This window comes from Sphingobium yanoikuyae, from assembly GCF_013001025.1.
GTDB lineage: Bacteria > Pseudomonadota > Alphaproteobacteria > Sphingomonadales > Sphingomonadaceae > Sphingobium > Sphingobium yanoikuyae_A.
In genome coordinates this window covers 3,949,060-3,967,286 of sequence record NZ_CP053021.1, presented here as the reverse complement: position 1 = coordinate 3,967,286, position 18,227 = coordinate 3,949,060, and the positions used below count along the sequence as shown (strand labels likewise).

The 18,227-nt window shown below is 64.7% G+C and carries 19 protein-coding genes; 12 read left to right on the top strand and 7 right to left on the bottom strand.

The features are described from left to right. The first annotated feature begins 74 nt into the window (after nucleotides 1-74). A complete protein-coding gene (locus HH800_RS19070; protein ID WP_017499622.1) occupies nucleotides 75-848 on the top strand; it encodes a CsgG/HfaB family protein in 774 nt (257 codons plus the stop codon). Nucleotides 849-881: 33 nt separating this feature from the next. Here the strand turns inward: HH800_RS19070 and HH800_RS19065 are convergent, their stop codons facing one another. Further along, on the bottom strand, nucleotides 882-1,925 hold the full coding sequence (locus HH800_RS19065; protein WP_169861991.1) for an acyltransferase family protein: 1,044 nt from the start codon (nucleotides 1,923-1,925) through the stop codon (nucleotides 882-884). 134 nt (nucleotides 1,926-2,059) lie between these two features. Beyond that, nucleotides 2,060-2,617: a nuclease gene (locus tag HH800_RS19060; protein WP_169861990.1), complete on the bottom strand. Its 558-nt coding sequence runs from the start codon at nucleotides 2,615-2,617 to the stop codon at nucleotides 2,060-2,062. 146 nt (nucleotides 2,618-2,763) lie between these two features. Here HH800_RS19060 and HH800_RS19055 point away from each other — a divergent pair, with 146 nt between their 5' ends. The 6 genes from HH800_RS19055 (at nucleotide 2,764) to HH800_RS19030 (ending at nucleotide 6,810) form a co-directional block, all read left to right on the top strand. Next, the gene (locus HH800_RS19055) at nucleotides 2,764-3,150 is read left to right on the top strand and encodes a PH domain-containing protein (protein ID WP_004208693.1); all 387 of its coding nucleotides are present in this window, start codon (nucleotides 2,764-2,766) and stop codon (nucleotides 3,148-3,150) included. 225 nt (nucleotides 3,151-3,375) lie between these two features. After that, nucleotides 3,376-4,059: a hypothetical protein gene (locus tag HH800_RS19050; protein ID WP_010337301.1), complete on the top strand. Its 684-nt coding sequence runs from the start codon at nucleotides 3,376-3,378 to the stop codon at nucleotides 4,057-4,059. 300 nt (nucleotides 4,060-4,359) lie between these two features. After that, entirely contained in the window at nucleotides 4,360-4,815 is a 456-nt protein-coding gene (locus HH800_RS19045; RefSeq protein ID WP_234831479.1) for a helix-turn-helix domain-containing protein, read from the top strand. A 64-nt stretch (nucleotides 4,816-4,879) separates the two neighbouring features. Next, nucleotides 4,880-5,263: a hypothetical protein gene (locus tag HH800_RS19040; RefSeq protein ID WP_004208690.1), complete on the top strand. Its 384-nt coding sequence runs from the start codon at nucleotides 4,880-4,882 to the stop codon at nucleotides 5,261-5,263. A gap of 25 nt (nucleotides 5,264-5,288) precedes the next feature. After that, the gene (locus HH800_RS19035) at nucleotides 5,289-5,702 is read left to right on the top strand and encodes a hypothetical protein (RefSeq protein ID WP_004208689.1); all 414 of its coding nucleotides are present in this window, start codon (nucleotides 5,289-5,291) and stop codon (nucleotides 5,700-5,702) included. A gap of 172 nt (nucleotides 5,703-5,874) precedes the next feature. Continuing rightward, on the top strand, nucleotides 5,875-6,810 hold the full coding sequence (locus tag HH800_RS19030) for a PAS domain-containing protein (RefSeq protein ID WP_017499618.1): 936 nt from the start codon (nucleotides 5,875-5,877) through the stop codon (nucleotides 6,808-6,810). A gap of 12 nt (nucleotides 6,811-6,822) precedes the next feature. Here the strand turns inward: HH800_RS19030 and HH800_RS19025 are convergent, their stop codons facing one another. Together HH800_RS19025 and rnd are read right to left on the bottom strand one after the other, a co-directional pair. Next, the gene (locus tag HH800_RS19025; RefSeq protein WP_169861989.1) at nucleotides 6,823-7,140 is read right to left on the bottom strand and encodes an I78 family peptidase inhibitor; all 318 of its coding nucleotides are present in this window, start codon (nucleotides 7,138-7,140) and stop codon (nucleotides 6,823-6,825) included. 11 nt (nucleotides 7,141-7,151) lie between these two features. Continuing rightward, nucleotides 7,152-8,318, bottom strand: coding sequence for a ribonuclease D (gene rnd, locus HH800_RS19020; protein WP_169863374.1), 1,167 nt, complete (start codon nucleotides 8,316-8,318; stop codon nucleotides 7,152-7,154). A 128-nt stretch (nucleotides 8,319-8,446) separates the two neighbouring features. On the opposite strand from rnd, the gene aspS reads away from it, so the two are divergent. The 5 genes from aspS (at nucleotide 8,447) to HH800_RS18995 (ending at nucleotide 13,961) form a co-directional block, all read left to right on the top strand. Next, nucleotides 8,447-10,231 (top strand): aspartate--tRNA ligase, encoded by a 1,785-nt coding sequence (gene aspS / locus HH800_RS19015; protein ID WP_010337306.1) that lies wholly within the window; start codon nucleotides 8,447-8,449, stop codon nucleotides 10,229-10,231. Between the two features lie 118 nt (nucleotides 10,232-10,349). Further along, on the top strand, nucleotides 10,350-11,426 hold the full coding sequence (locus tag HH800_RS19010; RefSeq protein ID WP_169861988.1) for a DUF5694 domain-containing protein: 1,077 nt from the start codon (nucleotides 10,350-10,352) through the stop codon (nucleotides 11,424-11,426). Between the two features lie 65 nt (nucleotides 11,427-11,491). Beyond that, complete coding sequence (locus HH800_RS19005; protein ID WP_169861987.1) at nucleotides 11,492-12,277, top strand: polyphosphate kinase 2 family protein; 786 nt, start codon at nucleotides 11,492-11,494, stop codon at nucleotides 12,275-12,277. A gap of 81 nt (nucleotides 12,278-12,358) precedes the next feature. Next, complete coding sequence (locus HH800_RS29505; protein ID WP_169861986.1) at nucleotides 12,359-13,687, top strand: methyl-accepting chemotaxis protein; 1,329 nt, start codon at nucleotides 12,359-12,361, stop codon at nucleotides 13,685-13,687. Nucleotides 13,688-13,775: 88 nt separating this feature from the next. Continuing rightward, entirely contained in the window at nucleotides 13,776-13,961 is a 186-nt protein-coding gene (locus HH800_RS18995; RefSeq protein WP_004208680.1) for a hypothetical protein, read from the top strand. Between the two features lie 177 nt (nucleotides 13,962-14,138). Here HH800_RS18995 and recA read toward each other — a convergent pair whose 3' ends face one another. The 3 genes from recA to HH800_RS18980 form a co-directional block, all read right to left on the bottom strand. Beyond that, nucleotides 14,139-15,209, bottom strand: a complete 1,071-nt coding sequence (recA, locus tag HH800_RS18990; protein ID WP_004208679.1) for a recombinase RecA — start codon at nucleotides 15,207-15,209, stop codon at nucleotides 14,139-14,141. A gap of 112 nt (nucleotides 15,210-15,321) precedes the next feature. Continuing rightward, entirely contained in the window at nucleotides 15,322-15,678 is a 357-nt protein-coding gene (locus tag HH800_RS18985) for a response regulator (protein ID WP_004208678.1), read from the bottom strand. 84 nt (nucleotides 15,679-15,762) lie between these two features. Further along, nucleotides 15,763-18,183, bottom strand: a complete 2,421-nt coding sequence (locus HH800_RS18980) for an ATP-binding protein (protein ID WP_419248213.1) — start codon at nucleotides 18,181-18,183, stop codon at nucleotides 15,763-15,765. Nucleotides 18,184-18,227: the final 44 nt, after the last annotated feature.

The following is an 18,227-nucleotide window of genomic DNA, read 5'->3' as shown; positions in this document are numbered from 1 at the left end:
CTGTGTTACGTTCCAGAAAAATATCCGGGGCGCACCAATTTCTCTCGACCAGACAGGAAACGGGGTTTTTGAAAATGCGTGTATTGAAGATGCTGACTGCGGCTGCGGTCTGCCTTGGTTCGGCCGCGCCGATGGCGATGGCCGCCGAAAAGGGTTCGTCGGCCCGTCAGGAACAGTCGCGAAAGCAGGCGGAAATCCCGCGCTGCACCCGCCGCCTTGGTACCGTCGCAATCGTCGAGCCCGACAATCAGTGGTGGCGCGAACTCAATCTGGGCAGCCCCGAGGCGATCCTGAAGATCTTCGTGCAGCAGTCGGGCTGCTTTGGCCTCGTCAATCGAGGCCGGTCGATGGCGAGCCGCAACATGGAACGCGCCATGGCTGACAATGGCGAATTGCAGGCGAACAGCAATCTGGGCCGTGGCCAGGTGAAGGCGGCGGATTATTTCCTGGAGCCGGATATCGTCTCCTCCAACCGCAACAGCGGCGGCAATTCGCTGGGCGGCGTGCTCGGCGGCTTCATGGGTGGCAGCACCTGGGGCCGGATCGCCGGCGGCATCAACGTCAAGAAGAGCGAGGCCAATGTCACCCTCTCGGTCGTCAATGCCCGCACCACCGAGGAAGAGGCGTTGACCGAAGGCTATGCCCGCAAGTCAGACCTGAGCTTCAACGCGAGCGGCGGGTCGAGCTGGTGGGGCGGTTTTGCCGGCGCCGGTGGCGGCGGCTATCAGAATACCGAGATCGGCCAAGTGATCGTGCTCGCCTATCTCGACGCCTATACGAAACTGGTGACGCAGCTGGGTGGTCTGCCCGAAAATGCGGCCGCAGCCGCGCCGGTCGCGCAGCCCTGATGGCGAGAGGGCGCTGCCGCTGCGGCAGCGCCCTCATCTGCTCGGCGCGATTTCCGCAAGTGGGCCTGGCGCCCGTCGCCGCTTCTTCCACCAGCGCAGGATGATCTCTCCCGCCGGTCGTTCGACCAGGCGGTTGATCAGCGTGCCGAGCGTCAGCGCGACGAGGAAGGCGGCGGCAAAGCCGATCCAGGGGCTATAGCCGGCCCTGGCAATTTCCAGCATGACGACGAAACCGACATGCTGGTGGATCAGGTAGAAGCTGTAGCTGATCCCGCCCATCCAGACGAGCGGCCGGATCGCCAGGAAGCGCAGATGATTGCGGACCAGCGCTGCGAAGGTCGCCATCAGCACCAGGCCGACAATCGTCACGTCCCATGTTTCCATGGTCGCGATCGACAGCAGGGCCAGCGCGGCATAGGGGGCCTGCTGCTGCCAGCTGCGTTGCCCAGCCCAGATGCGATAGGCCAGCATGCCGATGATGAAGAAGGGCGTGTAGCGCAGCACCAGCAGCATCACGACCCGTTCGGGCACGATGTCGGGCCAGAGCTGCATCACCCAGCGCAGGATCAGCCAGGCCACCAGCGTCGGTTCCAGATGCCGCAGGCCGATCCATTTCCAGATCGAGACCATGCAGAAATAGAAGGCGATCTCCACCGTCAGCGTCCAATAGGCGCCATCCACTTCAGGAATGAAGGCAAAGCCCTGAAGCATCGTCAGATTGGCGAGAATCGCAAAGGGGCCGACCAGCAACTGGGTCGCCTGGGCCAGATATTCGATCGACAGCGTCACCAGCATCGCCACCAGATAGGCGGGGTAGAGGCGGGCGAAGCGGTTGACGATGAAGTCGGCGACCGTGCCGATCCGATCCAGCGTGAAGAAGATCGCAAAGCCCGAAATGGTGAAGAACAGCAGCACGCGGTAATTGCCGCCGGGGAAGCTGAAGGGCACATGGCTGGCCTGCGGGAACAACTCATGGAAGCGGGTCGAATAATGGAAGACCAGCACGCACAAGGCGCCGATCCCGCGCAACGCGTCCAGCTCCGTCAGCCTTGTCCGTTTCGGCTTCGTTTCGACCATGATGCTTCATAGCAATGATAGAGCAACGAATGGGATATTTTCTTGGTTAACGCGCAATGGGCAAATGGCGGATACGGGCGCTGTCGGTCCCAATCTGGAACGTCCCGCCTTTGCCTCCTTGCGGGATCGCGGTCTTAGCCGGCCGCACACCAGTCGATTGGCTTGGCCGACCAGGGACGGGCATAATGTTTGAGAATGAGAAGCTGGCCCAGCGAGACACCGTCGCGCAGCAGGATGCGGTCGGTCGGGTCACTGTCGGCGGGGTCGGCATGGGCTTCGAAGCTGCCGCCGTTCAGCATGCCCTGCAACGCGGTGCGGCCGGCGCGGGCAAGGGCGGCTTCCTGCGGGCAGGCAGCGCCTTCGAGACGCGGCGCGCTGATGTCGGCGAGATGGTAGCGACGGCCCTGATAGGCATAGGCGTCGGTGGCAAGGACGCAGGCCTGGCCGTCCAGATCGTCACAAGCGGCAAAACGGGTGGATATGGTGGCGGGGGCGTCGATGGATGGTGCTGAAGCCGTCGTCGACGCGGGCAGCACATGGCGCATCAGGACCAGGAGGAGCGCCCCCATCAACAGGGCGATGAGGATGAGGCGTAGCGGCACGATGGCGCGGCGCTGATCCTGCTTGTCATTCAGCCAATGGTCCGACCGGTCCCGGTCTTCGTCACCAATATCATGCAGGCTATAGGCCATGATTCATCCCCAATCGGAGGCTATCGCTAGTAAATATTTGGAAATTTTTGGTTAACCATGGTGGTCGCGCAGGGGGCGTCGGACGGCGCCTTGACGCCGCGCCGGGAGCATGGTGAAAACCGCGGAAGCCAGATGAAGGAGGCGGCGTGAGCGAAGCATGGCTGTATGACGAGCATCCGGCGATGGTCCGGGCGCATCCCTTCCTGTTCCTGCTGCTGCTGGTTTCGGTGGTCGGTATCCTGGCGATCGGCGTGTGGTGGGTGATGCACAAGGGCGAGCGGCTGGCGCTGAGCGAGCGCGAGGTGCTGCTGGAGCGTGGCTTGCTGGCCAAGCAGCGGACCGAGGTGGCGCTGTCCAGCATCCGCAGCGTGCGCATCACGCAGACCTTCGGCCAGCGGCTGTTCGACGTCGGCAATGTCGAGCTGTTCAGCGCCGGTGACGTAGCGGAAATCGCGATCCGCAACATGCCGCGACCGGGCCGGATTCGGGCGATTGCGGCGGCCCGCAACCTGGACCTGCTGCCCCAGCGCTGAACGCTCGGGCAGGGGCGGCGCGCACGGAAAGCGCACGAAATCCGCCATTTTCTTGTCGAACATAATGTCTAGGCCCTTGACTTGGGCGCATTTATTTTAACCAATAGGAGCCCAGGGGCCGGCAGAGCTTTCCACCCGCACGAGGACGCCAGGAACAAGCAACGTCGATCCGCATCAGGCGGACGGCGGGAAAAAGGGGGCGCCTTGATGGTGGGTTTGCGCGTAATGCCGCTGTTGCCGGAATTGACGGCCGATCAGCGGGCCGAGATTCGGCAGTCCTGCGGCTTTGCCTGCGTGCGCTGCGGGGTGACCATCTATCGTTATCTGGGGCTGCCAGACGGGCCGGGGGCGACGCTGCTCTGCCCGACCTGTCACGGACTGGTGGAGGAAGGGCGGCTGACCGCGAATCAGGTCCACAGCTTCCATGCCAATCCGGTGGTACGCCAGCGCCACTTCGCGCGCGATCGCCTGCCTTTCTCCAACGAATTGCCGCAGTTGATCGTCGGTGGATCGCGGATGCTGCGCGATACGCCGATTCCCATCACCCTGGACGGCGAGCCGATCCTGATCTTCGCGCCGCCGCGCCGATCCATGGGGGCGACGCGGATCAGCGTCAGACTGGGCGCGGCCGACGGCACGCCGATGCAGGTGATCGATGGCAATGAATGGAAGCCGCATGACGGCAGCTGGCATTTCCTGTTGCGTGGCGACCGCTATTCGATGATGGCGGCGCGGGGCGACGGATTGTGCGTTTTGCGTATCGTTGCGCGCAACCGGCTTGCGGTCGAGCATCTGCGGACCACGATCAACGGGCGCCGGCTGGAAGTGACGCCGGACTGGCTGGAGGTCGATGGCAAGCGCTATGTCGACCGGATCGGCAGCGGTACGCTGATCGGCCTGGAACTGTAGACGGCGCCTTTCGGGGCGCTATCCGGGTTCCCGATTGCAGCTATTGCGGATCGAGTCATGTCATGACTGGATTCCGTAACGGAAACAGGCGATGCCCACAGGCGTCGCCTTTTTCGTCTCACCGATATGGATGAAGTGTATCTGATATAAATCAATGGCTTGGCCGGCATCATAAAAAATTGATCATAGAAGAAGTTTACATCCGTTCCGGGGCATGATTCCCTGTGGGCGATCAGAGGGGTTGGAATGTCGAATGCGGTTGCCAGTCTGGACGATAATCAGCGGGCATGCCTGCGGCTGGTGGCACAGGGCTATACCTCCAAGCAGATCGCGCAGCGCACATCGCTGACCCCCGGCACGGTCGACCAATATGTCTATCGCGCGACCGTGGCGCTGGGCGCCAAGGATCGGCGCGAAGCCGCCCGGATATTGGTAGAGGCCGAGAAAAACGCGCAATTCAAGCAATTTGAATTAAAGCCGGAGCCGCTTGTTGAACCGGCGATGGCGGGTGAGAAGGAGGCGTCGGCACCAAGCAGGCCGACCCGGACCGGCGACATCCCGGCTGGTGCAGAGCGGCAGGAAAAGGGTCGTTTGCGCCAATTGGGTAACCGGATTCTGGCAACCATGGGAGGGGAACCGCATGGGCTGAATCGATGGCAGATCCTGACGACCATCTTCCGGGTCGCGTTATGGGCAGGGGGTTCCCTGGCCGCGCTGATCACGATGGGATATTGGCTCAATCATCTGTTCGGCTGACGGTCTCCAACAATCCAACCATCTGATGGGCCAGCGAGCGCTGGCCTAAAAAGGGAGCCTTGCCATGTCCAATGCCCGCCGCGCCGAGCGCGCCGCCAAGAGCGAAATGCACATGTCGGACGACACCTTCTTCAACCTGAGCGGCCAGGTCCGCGATGCCTATGTGAAGCTGGACGATGTTCTGGCCCATACGCTGCGGATGAGCGCCGACATGATCGACACCGCCCGCACCATCGGCCTGGCCCCCGAACAGGGACAGAAGCTGTTCAAGCGCTTCCATGGCTGCATCGACACGATGATGCAGAGTCGCGAGCAGCTGCTGGGCGCCCATCTGGAAGCGACCAAGATCCGCATGAAGACCAACCAGGCCGAACGCGCCGACGGCTGCTACAGCCCGTGGAGCGCGCTGGAAGAAAAGCAGGCCGACGCCCTGCGCCTGGTCGCCTGACGCGACCGGACCGGAAGGCAGGATCGTGCAGATCTTCCTCGCTTATACGATCGCGCTGATCGCCACCTCGATCTTCGTGGTGCGCTATGGCGGCGCGACCGGGCGCTGGAGCATCGTCGGCGTCTGGGCGGGGTTCATCCTGGCCCAGACGGCGGTCCTGACCATCCGGCCGGAGGCGGTGCTGATCCGCACGATCCTGGCGATCGAATGCGCCTCGCTGCTGTTCAAGATCATCATTTCGATGCTGAGCAGCCGGCGCTGGCCGATCATCGTCGCCGCCTTCCAGCTGAATGTGGCTGCGGTTCAGGTCGCGGTGATCGTGTCGCCCGCCTACCTGACCAAATTCTTCTACGCCATGTCGACAATCTGGGCGGTGCCGGTGCTGGTCGTGATGGCCATGGGCACGCAGATGGACCGGAAACACGCGTTTCCGGCCTGAACAAGGGAAACAGGATGCGGAAATGTCCGCTATTCCCTCTTGCGGCAGCGCCGGCCGGTGAAAGGCATATCGTTTCTGTTTTTGTCCGATTGATGGAGGGCCGATAATTATGGCATCAAGGGACATGACCCAGCGCGTTACGCGCCATCTGAACCCAGTAGGGAGTGATGGAATGGAGGGAGAGGGTGGTTATCCGGCCGAAAGTCCGGTCGTCACCGCGGCCGACCTGGTCCGCGGCTTTTCCGAATGTCGCGACATGGCGACACGGACGCCACTTTACATCACCCATCATGGCCGGGCGACCCATGTGCTGCTGGGCGTCAACGAGTTCCGGGCGCTCAAAGCCCAGTCGGGCAACGCCGGTCAGGAGAGCGCCGAGGAGAAATTGTTCGCGCTGGCCGACTGGGTCGATCAGGCGGTGATCATCTGCGACCAGGACATGCGCGTCGACTTCGTCAACCGGGTCGCCAGCGCCATCTGTCGCAAGCCGGTGGGACAGATGGTCGGCCCCAAGCTGGACGTCGTCCTGCCGTCGATCAGCGGCAGCCTGATGGAAGTGCATGTGCGCCGCACCGTGAGCGGCGGCGAGCCGAGCGCGGCCGATATTCCCTCCCCCTTCGCCGACGGCGCCTGGCTGCGGCTGCAGAGTTTTCCCCTTGGAAGGTCAACCGTCATCATGTTCCGCGACATTACCGAGGATGTGCGCCGCCATCGGCTGGCCGATGCCAAGGCCGCGATCATCGAGGCGATGACCGCCCATGGCGATGTCGGCTATGTCCGCCTGTCGGTGCGCGGCACGATCGACGCGGTCGATGTGCCCTTCACCGACATGCTGAGCCTGCCGCGCGAGCGGGTGATGGGCGTGCAACTGACCGATCTGGTCCTCACCCATGGCCGCGCGGCGTTCCGCCAGGCGCTGGAGCGGGCGATGCAGGGGCAGGGCGCGCAATGCGTGCAGACCATGCTGCTGAGCAATCGCGGCGAGGCGGTGGCGGTGAAGGCCTCTATCGTCGCCCTGCACGGCGCCTATGGCGCCGAGGGGGCGGTGGTGCTGATCACCGCACTCGATGGGAGCACGGTGGTGGAACTGCCGCGCGCCGCCGAATGAGGCGGGCGCGGGTCAGCCGCAGCGGGCGCTGGTGACGACCATCTGATCGTCATAGCTGACGGTCAGCCGGTCAGGGCGGAAGTCCATGGTCATGGCCATATTGGGGCCGCCCCAGCGCAGCGTCTTGGCGCCCGATGCCTTGAGCAGGTCCGCGCCCAGATCGGCCGTCGCCTTCTGGCCGGTGAAGCGGTCGAGCCCGTCATTCCTGCACGGCCCTTGTGCCATGGCTGGCGGCGATGCGGAGCCGGGGCCTTCGCTGCCGGTTCCGGCACAGGCGGCCAGGGGCAGGAATATCATCGCCATCATCGGCATGGGCATCGCCATCCGCATCGTCCGTCTCCTTATTCGGTCCGCGTCATCTTGAGTCGGCCATTCTTGACCGCAAAGGCAAGGCGCCCTTCGACCAGGTCCACCGCGTCCCGGCCGAACTGGTCATAGCGCCAGCCTTCCAGGATCGCGAGATCGTCGCGCACGCCGGCGGCCAGCGCCTCGATATCGTCGGTGCGGGCGAGCAGGCGCGGGGCGACATTGATGTCGCGCGAGCGAATCTTGAGCAACAGCTTCAACAGGTCGGCGACCAGTGCGCCATCCTTGCCCAGGCCCGGACGCTTGGGATCGCGCTCGGGCATCTCATCCTTGCCGAGCGGCTTGTGCGCGCCGAGCGCCGCCATCAGCCGGCCGCCAATGTCGTTGCTCTTCCAGGTGGCGGACAGGCCGCGCACCTTGCCCAGATCCTCCTGCGCGCGCGGCGGGTGGCTGGCGATGTCGGCCAGCGTCTCGTCCTTGACGATGCGGCCGCGCGGCAGATTCTTGTCCTGCGCTTCCTTCTCGCGCCAGGCGGCCAGCGCCTTGAGGCGACCCAGCACATCGGCCTTGCGGCTGGCGATGCGGACGCGCTTCCAGGCTTCGGACGGATCATTCTCGTAATTGGACGGATCGCTGATCCGCTCCATTTCCTGGTCGAGCCAGTCGCCGCGCCCGGTCTTGCGCAGTTCTTCCAGCATCTTGGGGAAGATTTCGATCAGATAGGTGACGTCGCCGATCGCATAGTCGATCTGGCGCTTGTCGAGCGGGCGGCGCGCCCAGTCGGTGAAACGCGCGCCCTTGTCGAGCTGCACGCCGAGCCAGGCATCGACGAGGTTGCCGTAACCGATCTGTTCGCCAAGGCCGAGCGCCATGGCGGCGATCTGGGTGTCAAACATCGGATGCGGCGTCTTGCCGGTCAGATTATGGACGATCTCGATGTCCTGGCCGCCGGCATGGAAGACCTTGAGCACGTCTTCATTATGGACCAGCAGGTCGAGCAGCGGCTTCAGGTCGATGCCCGGCGCCTTGGGGTCGATCGCCGCGGCCTCGTTGGAGTCGGCAACCTGGACCAGGCAGAGTTCGGGCCAGTAGCTATTCTCGCGCATGAACTCGGTATCCACCGCGACATAGGGGGATTTGGCCATGCGGGCGCAGAAATCGGAAAGCGTCTTGCTGTCGGTAATCAGCGGATGAATTTGCATATGGTCTTCGATCTTATTATGGGCTGGCCCGCGTCCTGCGGGCTGGTCGATAGTCGACAAGGCAAGCCCATAGCCGGGCCGCAACAATTTGTCATTTCCGTAAAACGAATTTGAAAGATCGAAACGCCATGCACGCCTATCGCACCCACAATTGCGGCGCCCTTCGTGAAGCCGATGTCGGCGCGAATGTGCGCCTGTCCGGCTGGGTGCATCGCAAGCGCGATCATGGCGGCGTTCTCTTCATCGATCTGCGCGACCATTATGGCCTGACCCAGATCGTCGCCAAGGCGGACAGCGAGCCGCTGCGCATCCTGGACGGCCTGCGTGCGGAATCGGTCGTGACGATCGACGGCACCGTCGTTGCGCGCGGCCCGGAAGCGACCAACCCGAAGATGGCGACCGGCACGATCGAGGTCGTGGCTGACAAGGTCACCGTGCTGTCGACCGCGGCCGAACTGCCGCTGCCGGTGGCGGGCGAGCAGGAATATCCCGAGGATATCCGCCTGCGCTATCGCTTCCTGGATCTGCGCCGCGAGACGCTGCACGCCAATATCGTCACCCGCACCAAGATCATCCGCGACATGCGTCGCCGCATGGAAGATGCCGGCTTCACCGAATATTCGACGCCAATCCTGACCGCGTCCTCGCCCGAAGGCGCGCGCGACTTCCTGGTGCCCAGCCGCATCCATGCGGGCAAGTTCTACGCCCTGCCGCAGGCGCCGCAGCAATATAAGCAGCTGCTGATGGTTGCCGGTTTCGACCGCTATTTCCAGATCGCCCCCTGCTTCCGCGACGAAGATCCGCGCGCCGATCGCCTGCCGGGCGAATTCTACCAGCTCGACCTGGAAATGAGCTTCGTCACCCAGGAAGATGTCTGGAACACGATGGAGCCGGTCATCGCATCGGTGTTCGAGGAATTTGCCCAAGGCAAGCCGGTCACCCCGGCCGGCAGCTTCCCGCGCATCCCGCATGCCGAAGCCATGCTGAAATATGGCAGCGACAAGCCGGACCTGCGCAACCCGATCATCATCCAGGACGTGACCGAGCATTTCCACGGCTCGGGCTTCGGCATCTTCGCTTCGCTGGTCGAGAGCGGCAATGTGATCCGTGCGATCCCGGCGCCGGGTGCGGGCGCGGGCAGCCGCAAATTCTTCGACGACATGAACAATTGGGCGCGCGGCGAAGGCTATTCGGGCCTTGGCTATATCAACATCAAGGATGGCGTGCCCGGCGGCCCGATCGCCAAGAATCATGGCGAGGAAGCGACCGCCAAGCTGATCGCAGCGCTGGGCCTTGGCCCGAACGACGGCGTGTTCTTCGCCGCAGGCAAGGAAGGCCAGGCGGCCAAGCTCGCCGGCCTCGCCCGTATCCGCGTCGGCGAGACGCTCGACCTGATCGACAAGGACCGGTTCGACCTGTGCTGGATCGTCGACTTCCCCTTCTATGAATATGACGAGGACGAGAAGAAGGTTGACTTCGCCCACAACCCCTTCTCGATGCCGCAGGGCGGGCTGGACGCGCTCAACAACCAGGATCCGCTGAGCCTCAAGGCGTACCAGTATGATATGGTCTGCAACGGCTATGAGATCGCGTCGGGTTCGATCCGGAACCAGTCGCCCGAGGCGATGGTCAAGGCGTTCGAGCTGGTCGGCCTCAGCCAGGCCGACGTGGAAGAGCGGTTCGGTGGTCTCTATCGCGCGTTCCAATATGGCGCGCCGCCCCATGGTGGCATGGCCGCCGGTGTCGACCGTATCGTGATGCTGCTGTGCGGCGCGCAGAATCTGCGCGAGATCACGCTGTTCCCGATGAACCAGCGCGCCGAAGACCTGCTGATGGGGGCGCCGAGCGCCGCCGAGTTCAAGCAGCTGCGCGAACTGCATGTCCGCGTGGTGGAGCCGCAAGCGAAGGCATAAGCCTTTCCATAGGCTGGAAAGAACAGGGCTCCTGCCATCCGGCAGGGGCCTTTTTCTTTGCCGTCTTGCCTTGCTGTATTGTTGTGATAACACACGTGGCGGCAAGGGAGCAGGGCGGATGATGCGGACGATCATGGCAATGGTGGCGGCGGGGCTTGCGGCGGTGTCGGTGCAGGCGGCTGGTCCCGGTTTCGATCCGCGCGCTTTGAAGGCGGTGGCGGGGCCGCCCAATGAGGTGATGGTGCTGGGCACGCCCCATCTGTCGGGCTGGCCAAAGGATTTCGATGCAAAGGCGCTGGGGCCGCTGATCGACCGGCTGGGGGCGTGGAAGCCGCAATCAATCGCGGTCGAGTCCCTGTCTGGCCTGCAATGCGACGCCTTGCGCCGCGCGCCGTTCCGCTATGCGGAGACGGTGGAAACCTATTGCTGGGACGCGACGCCGGCGCGCCAGGCGACCGGGCTGGACGTACCGGCTGCCACGACCGAGGTCGAGCGGCGTCTGGCCGCCTGGCCGGAGCGACCGACGGCATCGGATCGGCGCCATCTGGCGGCCTTGTTCCTGGCGGCGGCGGATCAGGGATCGGCGCTGGTGCAATGGCTGCGGCTGGACGGCGCGGACCGTCATGTGGGGGATGGGCTGGACGCCATATTGGTGGCGCGGCTGGAAACGCTGCGCCAGCGTCGCAACGAGGAGTTCCTGATTGCCGCGCCGCTGGCTGCCAGGCTGGGGCTGGAGCGGCTGGAACCGATGGACGACCACAGCGCCGACCGGCTCTATCGCAATGCCGAGGAGGAGAAGGCAGTGGGCGCGGCGATCATGAAGGCGTGGGACAATGAAGCGACGGCGCGGCGCAAGGCGGCCGATGCGGCGCTGCAGCCCGGCATCCGGACGGGGGCCGGCGTGCTGGCGCTCTATCGCGCCTATAATGCGCCGGATCAGGCGCAGACCATCTATGACAGCGATTTCGGCGCGGCGCTCACGGAGCCTTCGCCCGAGCGTTTCGGGCGCGGCTATGCCGGCTATTGGGAGGTGCGCAACCTGCGCATGGCGGCCAATATTCGCGACGTCTTCGCCGCCGCGCCGGGCCAGCGGATGCTGGTGATCGTCGGCGCCTCGCACAAATTCTATCTCCAGGCCTATCTCGACATGATGCACGATGTGCGGCTGGTCGATACCGACGCCATACTGCACTGAGGCCGCGCTTGCTCTTGGCGGCAGGGTTCGATCTAATCGGCCGTCCCCTTGCAGGAGAGCGGCGCATGACGATCAATCTGTCGGACTATGAGACCGGGGCGAAGTTCAAGGGTGATTATGATGCGGCGCTGCTGGCGCTGCAGCATCGCCTGTCGAAGATCCAGGTCGCCCATATCCTGCATCGCCGCCGGACCGTCATCATGCTGGAAGGCTGGGATGGCGCGGGCAAGGGCGGGATCATCAAGCGGATGACCGCGGACTGGGACCCGCGTTACTATCAGGTCCATCCGATTGCCGCGCCGACACGCGAGGAACTGGACCATCATTTCCTCTGGCGCTTCTGGACCCGGTTACCCGCCAGCCAGAATATCGGCCTGTTCGACCGCAGCTGGTATGGCCGGGTGTTGGTCGAGCGGGTGGAGAAATATGCCACCAAGGCGGAATGGAAGCGCGGATACAAGGATATCAACGCGTTCGAGGCGCAGCAGGTCGAGACCGGCACCAACATCATCAAGCTGTTCGTCCACATCACCCAGGAGACGCAGGACGAGCAACTGGCGCAGCGGCTGGATACGCCGTGGAAGCGGTGGAAGACCGGCACCGACGATTATCGCAACCGGGCCAGGCGGGCCGAATATTGGGATGCGATGCACGACATGTTCGAGAAGACCGACACCAAGCAGGCGCCCTGGAAGGTGATCGACAATAATAATCGCAAGGCCGGACGAATCGCGGCGCTAACCTATGTGGCGGAGCGGCTGGAGAAACTGGTGCCGATGGATTTCCCGGCGCCCGATCCCGAGGTGGTCAAGCTGGCACGCGAGGCATTTGGCTATAAACCGGCCAAATAATTCCGTAAAAACAACGATCTGTAACAAAAGCGTCATCAAATACTAAGCGGTCATTTACCCTTTTCTTCTAGGCCGGGCGCCATGTACGCGCCCCAGATGCTCGATCGGCCCGACCCGGAGCCGCATGTTGCCGCCGGCACCGCCTTGCCCTTTGCGCAGGGCTGCGCTGCGGTCCGGCTGGGCCAGCCGCTCAGCCAGGCGGTCGACCGCTTCCAGGACGATGCGGCGCTGCGGCTGCTGCCGGTGGTGGACGCCGCCGATCGGCCGGTGGGGGCCATTTATGAGCGCGACATGCGACGCATCCTTTTCAACCCCTTCGGTCATGCGCTGCTGCGCAATCCCAGTTTCGGCGGGCGGCTGGATGAGCATGTGCGGCCGTGTGCGATGGTGGAGCAGAGTGCCAGCGTCGAGCGGCTGATCGATCTTTATGCGGCGCAGGGGAGTGATTGCGAGGGGCTGATCGTGACGCAGGGCGGCCATTATGCCGGCGTGGTCGACGGCCCGCTGCTGCTGCGGCTGGCGGCGGAGCGGGATACGCGCGATGCGCTGGCCCGCACCCGGCGGCTGGAACATGTGACGCGCGAGAGCGGCGCATTTCGCGCGGATGTCGAGGCGCTGATCGCGGATCTGGTCGGCATGGCCGACATGCTGTCGGCGCGCGCTGAACAGGCGGTGGAGCGGGCGTCGGGCAATGGCGAGGCGGCGGCCGGCATGGCGGTCGCGGCGGAACAGACGGCCGACAGCCTGCACGGCATTGCCAGCGGCGGGCAGGAACTGGGCGGGCTGTTCCAGGCAATGGAAAGCCAGGTGCGCGCGGCGGGCGAAGCGATCCGCGCGGCGGTGGCGCAGACGCAGGTCGGGGCCGAGCAGACGGCGGCGCTGCGGGTCGAGGCGGACGGGATCGGCGCGGTCATCACCCTGATCGACGATATTGCGCGGGCGACCAGCATGTTGGCGCTCAATGCCAGCATCGAGGCGGCACGGGCCGGTGAGGCCGGGCAGGGCTTTGCCGTGGTGGCGCGCGAGGTGAAGACATTGGCGAGCCAGACGCGTGAGGCGGCGGCCGAGATCGGCCAGCGCATCGGCCATGTCCGGCTGGCGGTGGAGACGGTGGCGCAGGGGCATCTGCACATGGACGCGGCGATGGCGACCGCGAACGAGGTGTCGGCATCGGTCTTCTCGGCGGTGGCGCGCCATGGTGCCTTCAGCCGGTCGATCGCCGCGAGCCTGTCGGAAGCCGGATCGTCGAGCGACCATATCCGCCAGAGTGCGCGCCAGATCAGCGATAATGCAAGCGCGGCGGCAGCAGGCGCCCATGACATCGGCGTTGCGGCGGGGCAACTGGCAACGGTCGCGCATCGGTTGGACGATCGGGCGAGCCGGTTCCTGCAGGCGATCCAGGCAGGTTGAACCGCACAAAGCCTCTGGTAACGGCGCAAAAAGCAGCTAGTCTTGCACCCAATGGGTCCGGCACGGGCCGAAAATGGGAGAGAAGATCATGCTCGTCATGTTCGTCGGCGTCGATCGCACCGAAACCGCGGTCAACCCTACCCAGGTGACCTTCGTCTCATCCGTGACCGACGGCACCCGCATCCGCTTTGGCGAAGGCCGCAGCGTCACCGTGACCGAACCGATCGCCGAGGTGCTGGATTCGCTCAACCGCGCCCTGCGGCCGCACGAATAGCGGTCTTTTCCCTCTTCCCCTCCGTTGTGCCTGCATGGCGACAGCCCTGTCGCGCGCCCGGCAGGTAAAAGGCCCGCCGCGCCATCGCGCAACGGGCCTTTTCAGAGCGTGAAGCCAGAGGTGGACGAAAGGCAGGATCAGGCGCCCGGTTGATCCGGTCGGGCGCGGTCGTCCTGCTTAGTCGTCATCCCCCGCTTCGGGTCCGGCCATCATCCCTTCGGCGACTTCCTCGGTCTTGCCGCGGATCGCCTTTTCCAGGCGGTCTGCCATTTCGGGATTTTCCTTGAGGAAGGTCTTGGCGTTTTCGCGACCCTGACCAATGCGGACCGAGTCATAGGAGAACCAGGAGCCCGACTTCTCGACCAGCCCGGCCTTGACGCCGATGTCGAGCATTTCGCCGATCTTGGAAATGCCCTCGCCATACATGATGTCGAATTCGACCTGCTTGAAGGGCGGGGCGACCTTGTTCTTCACCACCTTCACGCGGGTCGCGTTGCCGACGATATCGTCGCGATCCTTGATCTGGCCGGTGCGACGGATGTCGAGACGGACCGAGGCGTAGAATTTGAGCGCGTTGCCGCCGGTGGTGGTTTCCGGATTGCCGTACATCACGCCGATCTTCATGCGCACCTGGTTGATGAAGATCACCATGCACTTGGAGCGGGCGATCGACCCGGTCAGCTTGCGCAGCGCCTGGCTCATGAGGCGCGCCTGCAGGCCGACATGGCTGTCGCCCATCTCGCCCTCGATCTCGGCACGCGGCACCAGCGCGGCGACCGAGTCGACGACGAGGATGTCGATGGCGTTGGAGCGGACCAGCGTGTCGACGATTTCCAGCGCCTGTTCGCCGGTGTCGGGCTGCGACACGATCAGTTCGTCAATGTCGACGCCCAGCTTCTTGGCATAGATGGGGTCGAGCGCATGTTCCGCGTCGACGAAGGCGGCGGTGCCGCCGGCCTTCTGGGCTTCGGCGATCGCATGCAGCGTCAGCGTGGTCTTGCCCGAGCTTTCGGGACCGTAAATCTCGATGATGCGGCCCTTGGGCAGGCCGCCGATGCCGAGCGCGATGTCGAGGCCGAGCGAGCCGGTCGAGATCGATTCAATCTCGATCTTCTCACGGCTGCCGAGCTTCATCGCGCTGCCCTTGCCGAAGGCGCGATCAATCTGGGCGAGCGCCGCCTCCAATGCTTTCTGTCTGTCCATTGTGCCTGTCTTCTTGGAATCGATGAGTGAGAGCATAGCGGTCATCGGCCTATCCCCTGTCAAGCGGATCGCGTCGAGTCACTCGGCGCCTGCCAATGATGTATCCCGTTTGTTCCTGCGGAACAAGAGGGGAACGGAAATTTCCTATCCTGCCTATTCAGTCGGCGAGAATCTTCTCCAGCGCGCGCTCCACGGCGCCGATGGTGAAGGGCTTGGCCAGCGTCGGCCGATCGGCATGGCCCTGCGGCAGATCATCCGCCATGCCGCCGGTGGCGAACAGGAAGGGAATCGACTGCTGCGCCAATATGTCGGCGACCGGCCAGCTTTTTTCACCCTGGAGATTGCAGTCGAGCAGGGCGGCGTCGAACCCGCCCTCGCGCGCCAGGGCGCACGCCTCGTCCACCGACGCGGCGGTCGCGTGGAGGCGATAGCCGAGCGCGTCGAGATAATCTTCCAGCATCATGCCGATCATCGCTTCATCCTCGACGATGAGGATGGACTTGCCGTCAGCCATGCGCCCTTGTCCCTTGTTCTTGCTTCCCATCGCTAGCCAAAGGGGCAGGCGATGCCCAGCATAATCGTTTGCCGGCGGGCAAGTTCATTCCACCGCCGGTCGCATCGCCAGCGCGTCGCGCGCCGCTTCGGCCAACTGGTTGACGGAAAAGGGCTTGGGCAGGAAGGCGACATTGGCGATGTCGATCGACTTGCGCAGTTGCTCCTCGGCATAGCCGGACATGAACAGCACGGGGAGGTCGGGGAAACTGCGTCGCGCCTGCGCCACCATCGCCGGCCCATCCATATTGGGCATCACCACGTCGGAGATCAGCAGGTCGATCTTCTCGCCGCCGCCCAGCACTTCCAGCCCCTGTTCGCCGTCGCTGGCAGTCAGCACCTTGTAGCCCTGCCGGGTGAGGGCGCGTTCGGCCACGGCACGGACCATATCCTCATCCTCGACCAGCAGCACCGTGCCGGTGCCCCAGGTTTCGCTGCGCTTGATCGGCGTCTTGGGCTTGGCCTGCTCGATGTCGCCGCCGGCATAGACCGGCAGATAGATGACGAAGCTGGCGCCCCGGCCCAGTTCGGATTCGGCGAAGATATAGCCGCCCGACTGCTTTACGATGCCGTAGACGGTGGAGAGGCCAAGACCGGTGCCCTTGCCCAGTTCCTTGGTGGTGAAGAAGGGTTCGAAGATCTTGGACAAGATGTCGGGCGGGATGCCGAGGCCCGTGTCGGACACGCGCAGCGCGGTATAGTCGCTGATCGGCAGAATTTGTTGCCGCATCTCGCGCACGCGGTTCGCCGGCACGCCATAGGTCTGGATATTGAGCGTGCCGCCTTCGGGCATGGCGTCGCGGGCATTGACCGCCAGGTTGATGATGACCTGTTCGAGCTGGCCGGGGTCGGCGCGCACCGCGCCGAGGTTGCGGCCATGGCTGACGTCGAGCTTCACATTCTCGCCGAGTAGGCGCTTCAGCAGGTTGGAGACGTCGGCGACGATGTCGGGCAGTTGCAATATCTGCGGGCGCAGCGTCTGTTGGCGCGAGAAGGCGAGCAGCTGGCGGGTGAGGCCGGCGGCGCGATTGCTGTTCGACTTGATCTGGGTGATGTCGTCATAGTCGCTGTCGCCCGGCGTATGGCGCATCAGCATCAGGTCGCAATGGCCGATGATGGCGGTCAGGATATTGTTGAAGTCATGGGCGACGCCGCCCGCCAGCTGGCCGATCGCCTGCATCTTGGTCGCCTGTGCGACCTGGCGCTTGAGCTTCGATTCCTCGCTATTGTCCTTGAGGCTGAGCAGCACAGCGGCCTCGCCCAGGCCGCGCACGCCGGCAAGGCTGAGCGCGATCGGTTCTTCGGGCTGTTCGCGCATGCGCACGGCGATGTCGCCCGACATTTGCGGGCCGACGGCAAAGCGGCGCACCGCGTCGGCCACCGCCGCCTGATCCTCGCGCACGACAAGGTCGCCGGGATAGCTGGGCGTTTCGGCATCCTTGATGCCGGCGGCGCGGGCGAACGCCTTGTTGACGAACAGCACCCGGCCGTCGCGATCGGCCATGGCGAGGCCGAAGGGCAGCAGCGAGAGCAGGGTTTCGATATAGGAAAGGGCCGATGTGCCGCCGCCGCCGGCCGGCTCGTCGATCAGCAGCAGCAGCATCGGGCCGTCCTGCGCCCCATTCTGGATGCCGCCCGGCTGGGTGGCGCGGCGCAGCGGCACCTGCAGCAGGCGCAGCGGCAGGCCGCCGCTTTCCTCGCGCGCCAGGAACAGCCGGCCCTTGTCATCGACCCGCATATGGGCGGCGAAATCGCGGCCGGTGATGTTGGCATCGATCCGTCCGGCGGCGCGCAGCAGGAAGGCGCCGTTGGCGGCGCGGATGCGCCCCTCGCCGCCGATCATCACCGCCATGATGCCGGCTTCGCCCAACTGTCGCCCGGCCTCGCCCGTCAGGACGCGATGGACATCGTCGAGCGCGCTGGGCTGGCGCATCGGAGTGAAGCGCCAGAGCAGATAATCTTCCGAGCGACCGGTGCGGGTGATGTCGACGTCGAGGCGCAGGGTCGCATGGGCGATCGCCTCCACCTTGGCCTCACCATCGCGCCAGGCGGCGCGGGCGGCGGCGGTCAGGCTCTCGATCAGCGAGGCATCGGCATTGACGGCCGGAGGCGAGGGATAGCCGGGGAACCATTCGCCGAACAGGTCGCTGGCGCAGACCAGCCGGCCGGCGCGGTCGGTGACGGCGATCGCCATGCTGGAGGCGTCGGCGGCGGCGCGCGCCACGGTCCAGTCGGGCACGGCATCACTGGCGGACAGCGGCGGGGGATAGAGGCGGCGATACCAGGCGAGCAGCGCGGCGATGGTGATGACCGTGGCGGCAAAGCCGGCGGCCAGCGCCCAGTCGCCGATGGCATAGAGGACGATCGCGGCGGAGGCTGCTGCGGCGAGCGCGAGCAGAGGCACGAAGCTGCGCGACGGGGCCTGCCCCATCCACGCCTCATCATCCCTGTTTACCCGCGCGACCATCGGCGCCGTCCCCTTAAGCCCTTACAATGGAACCATGACGCCAC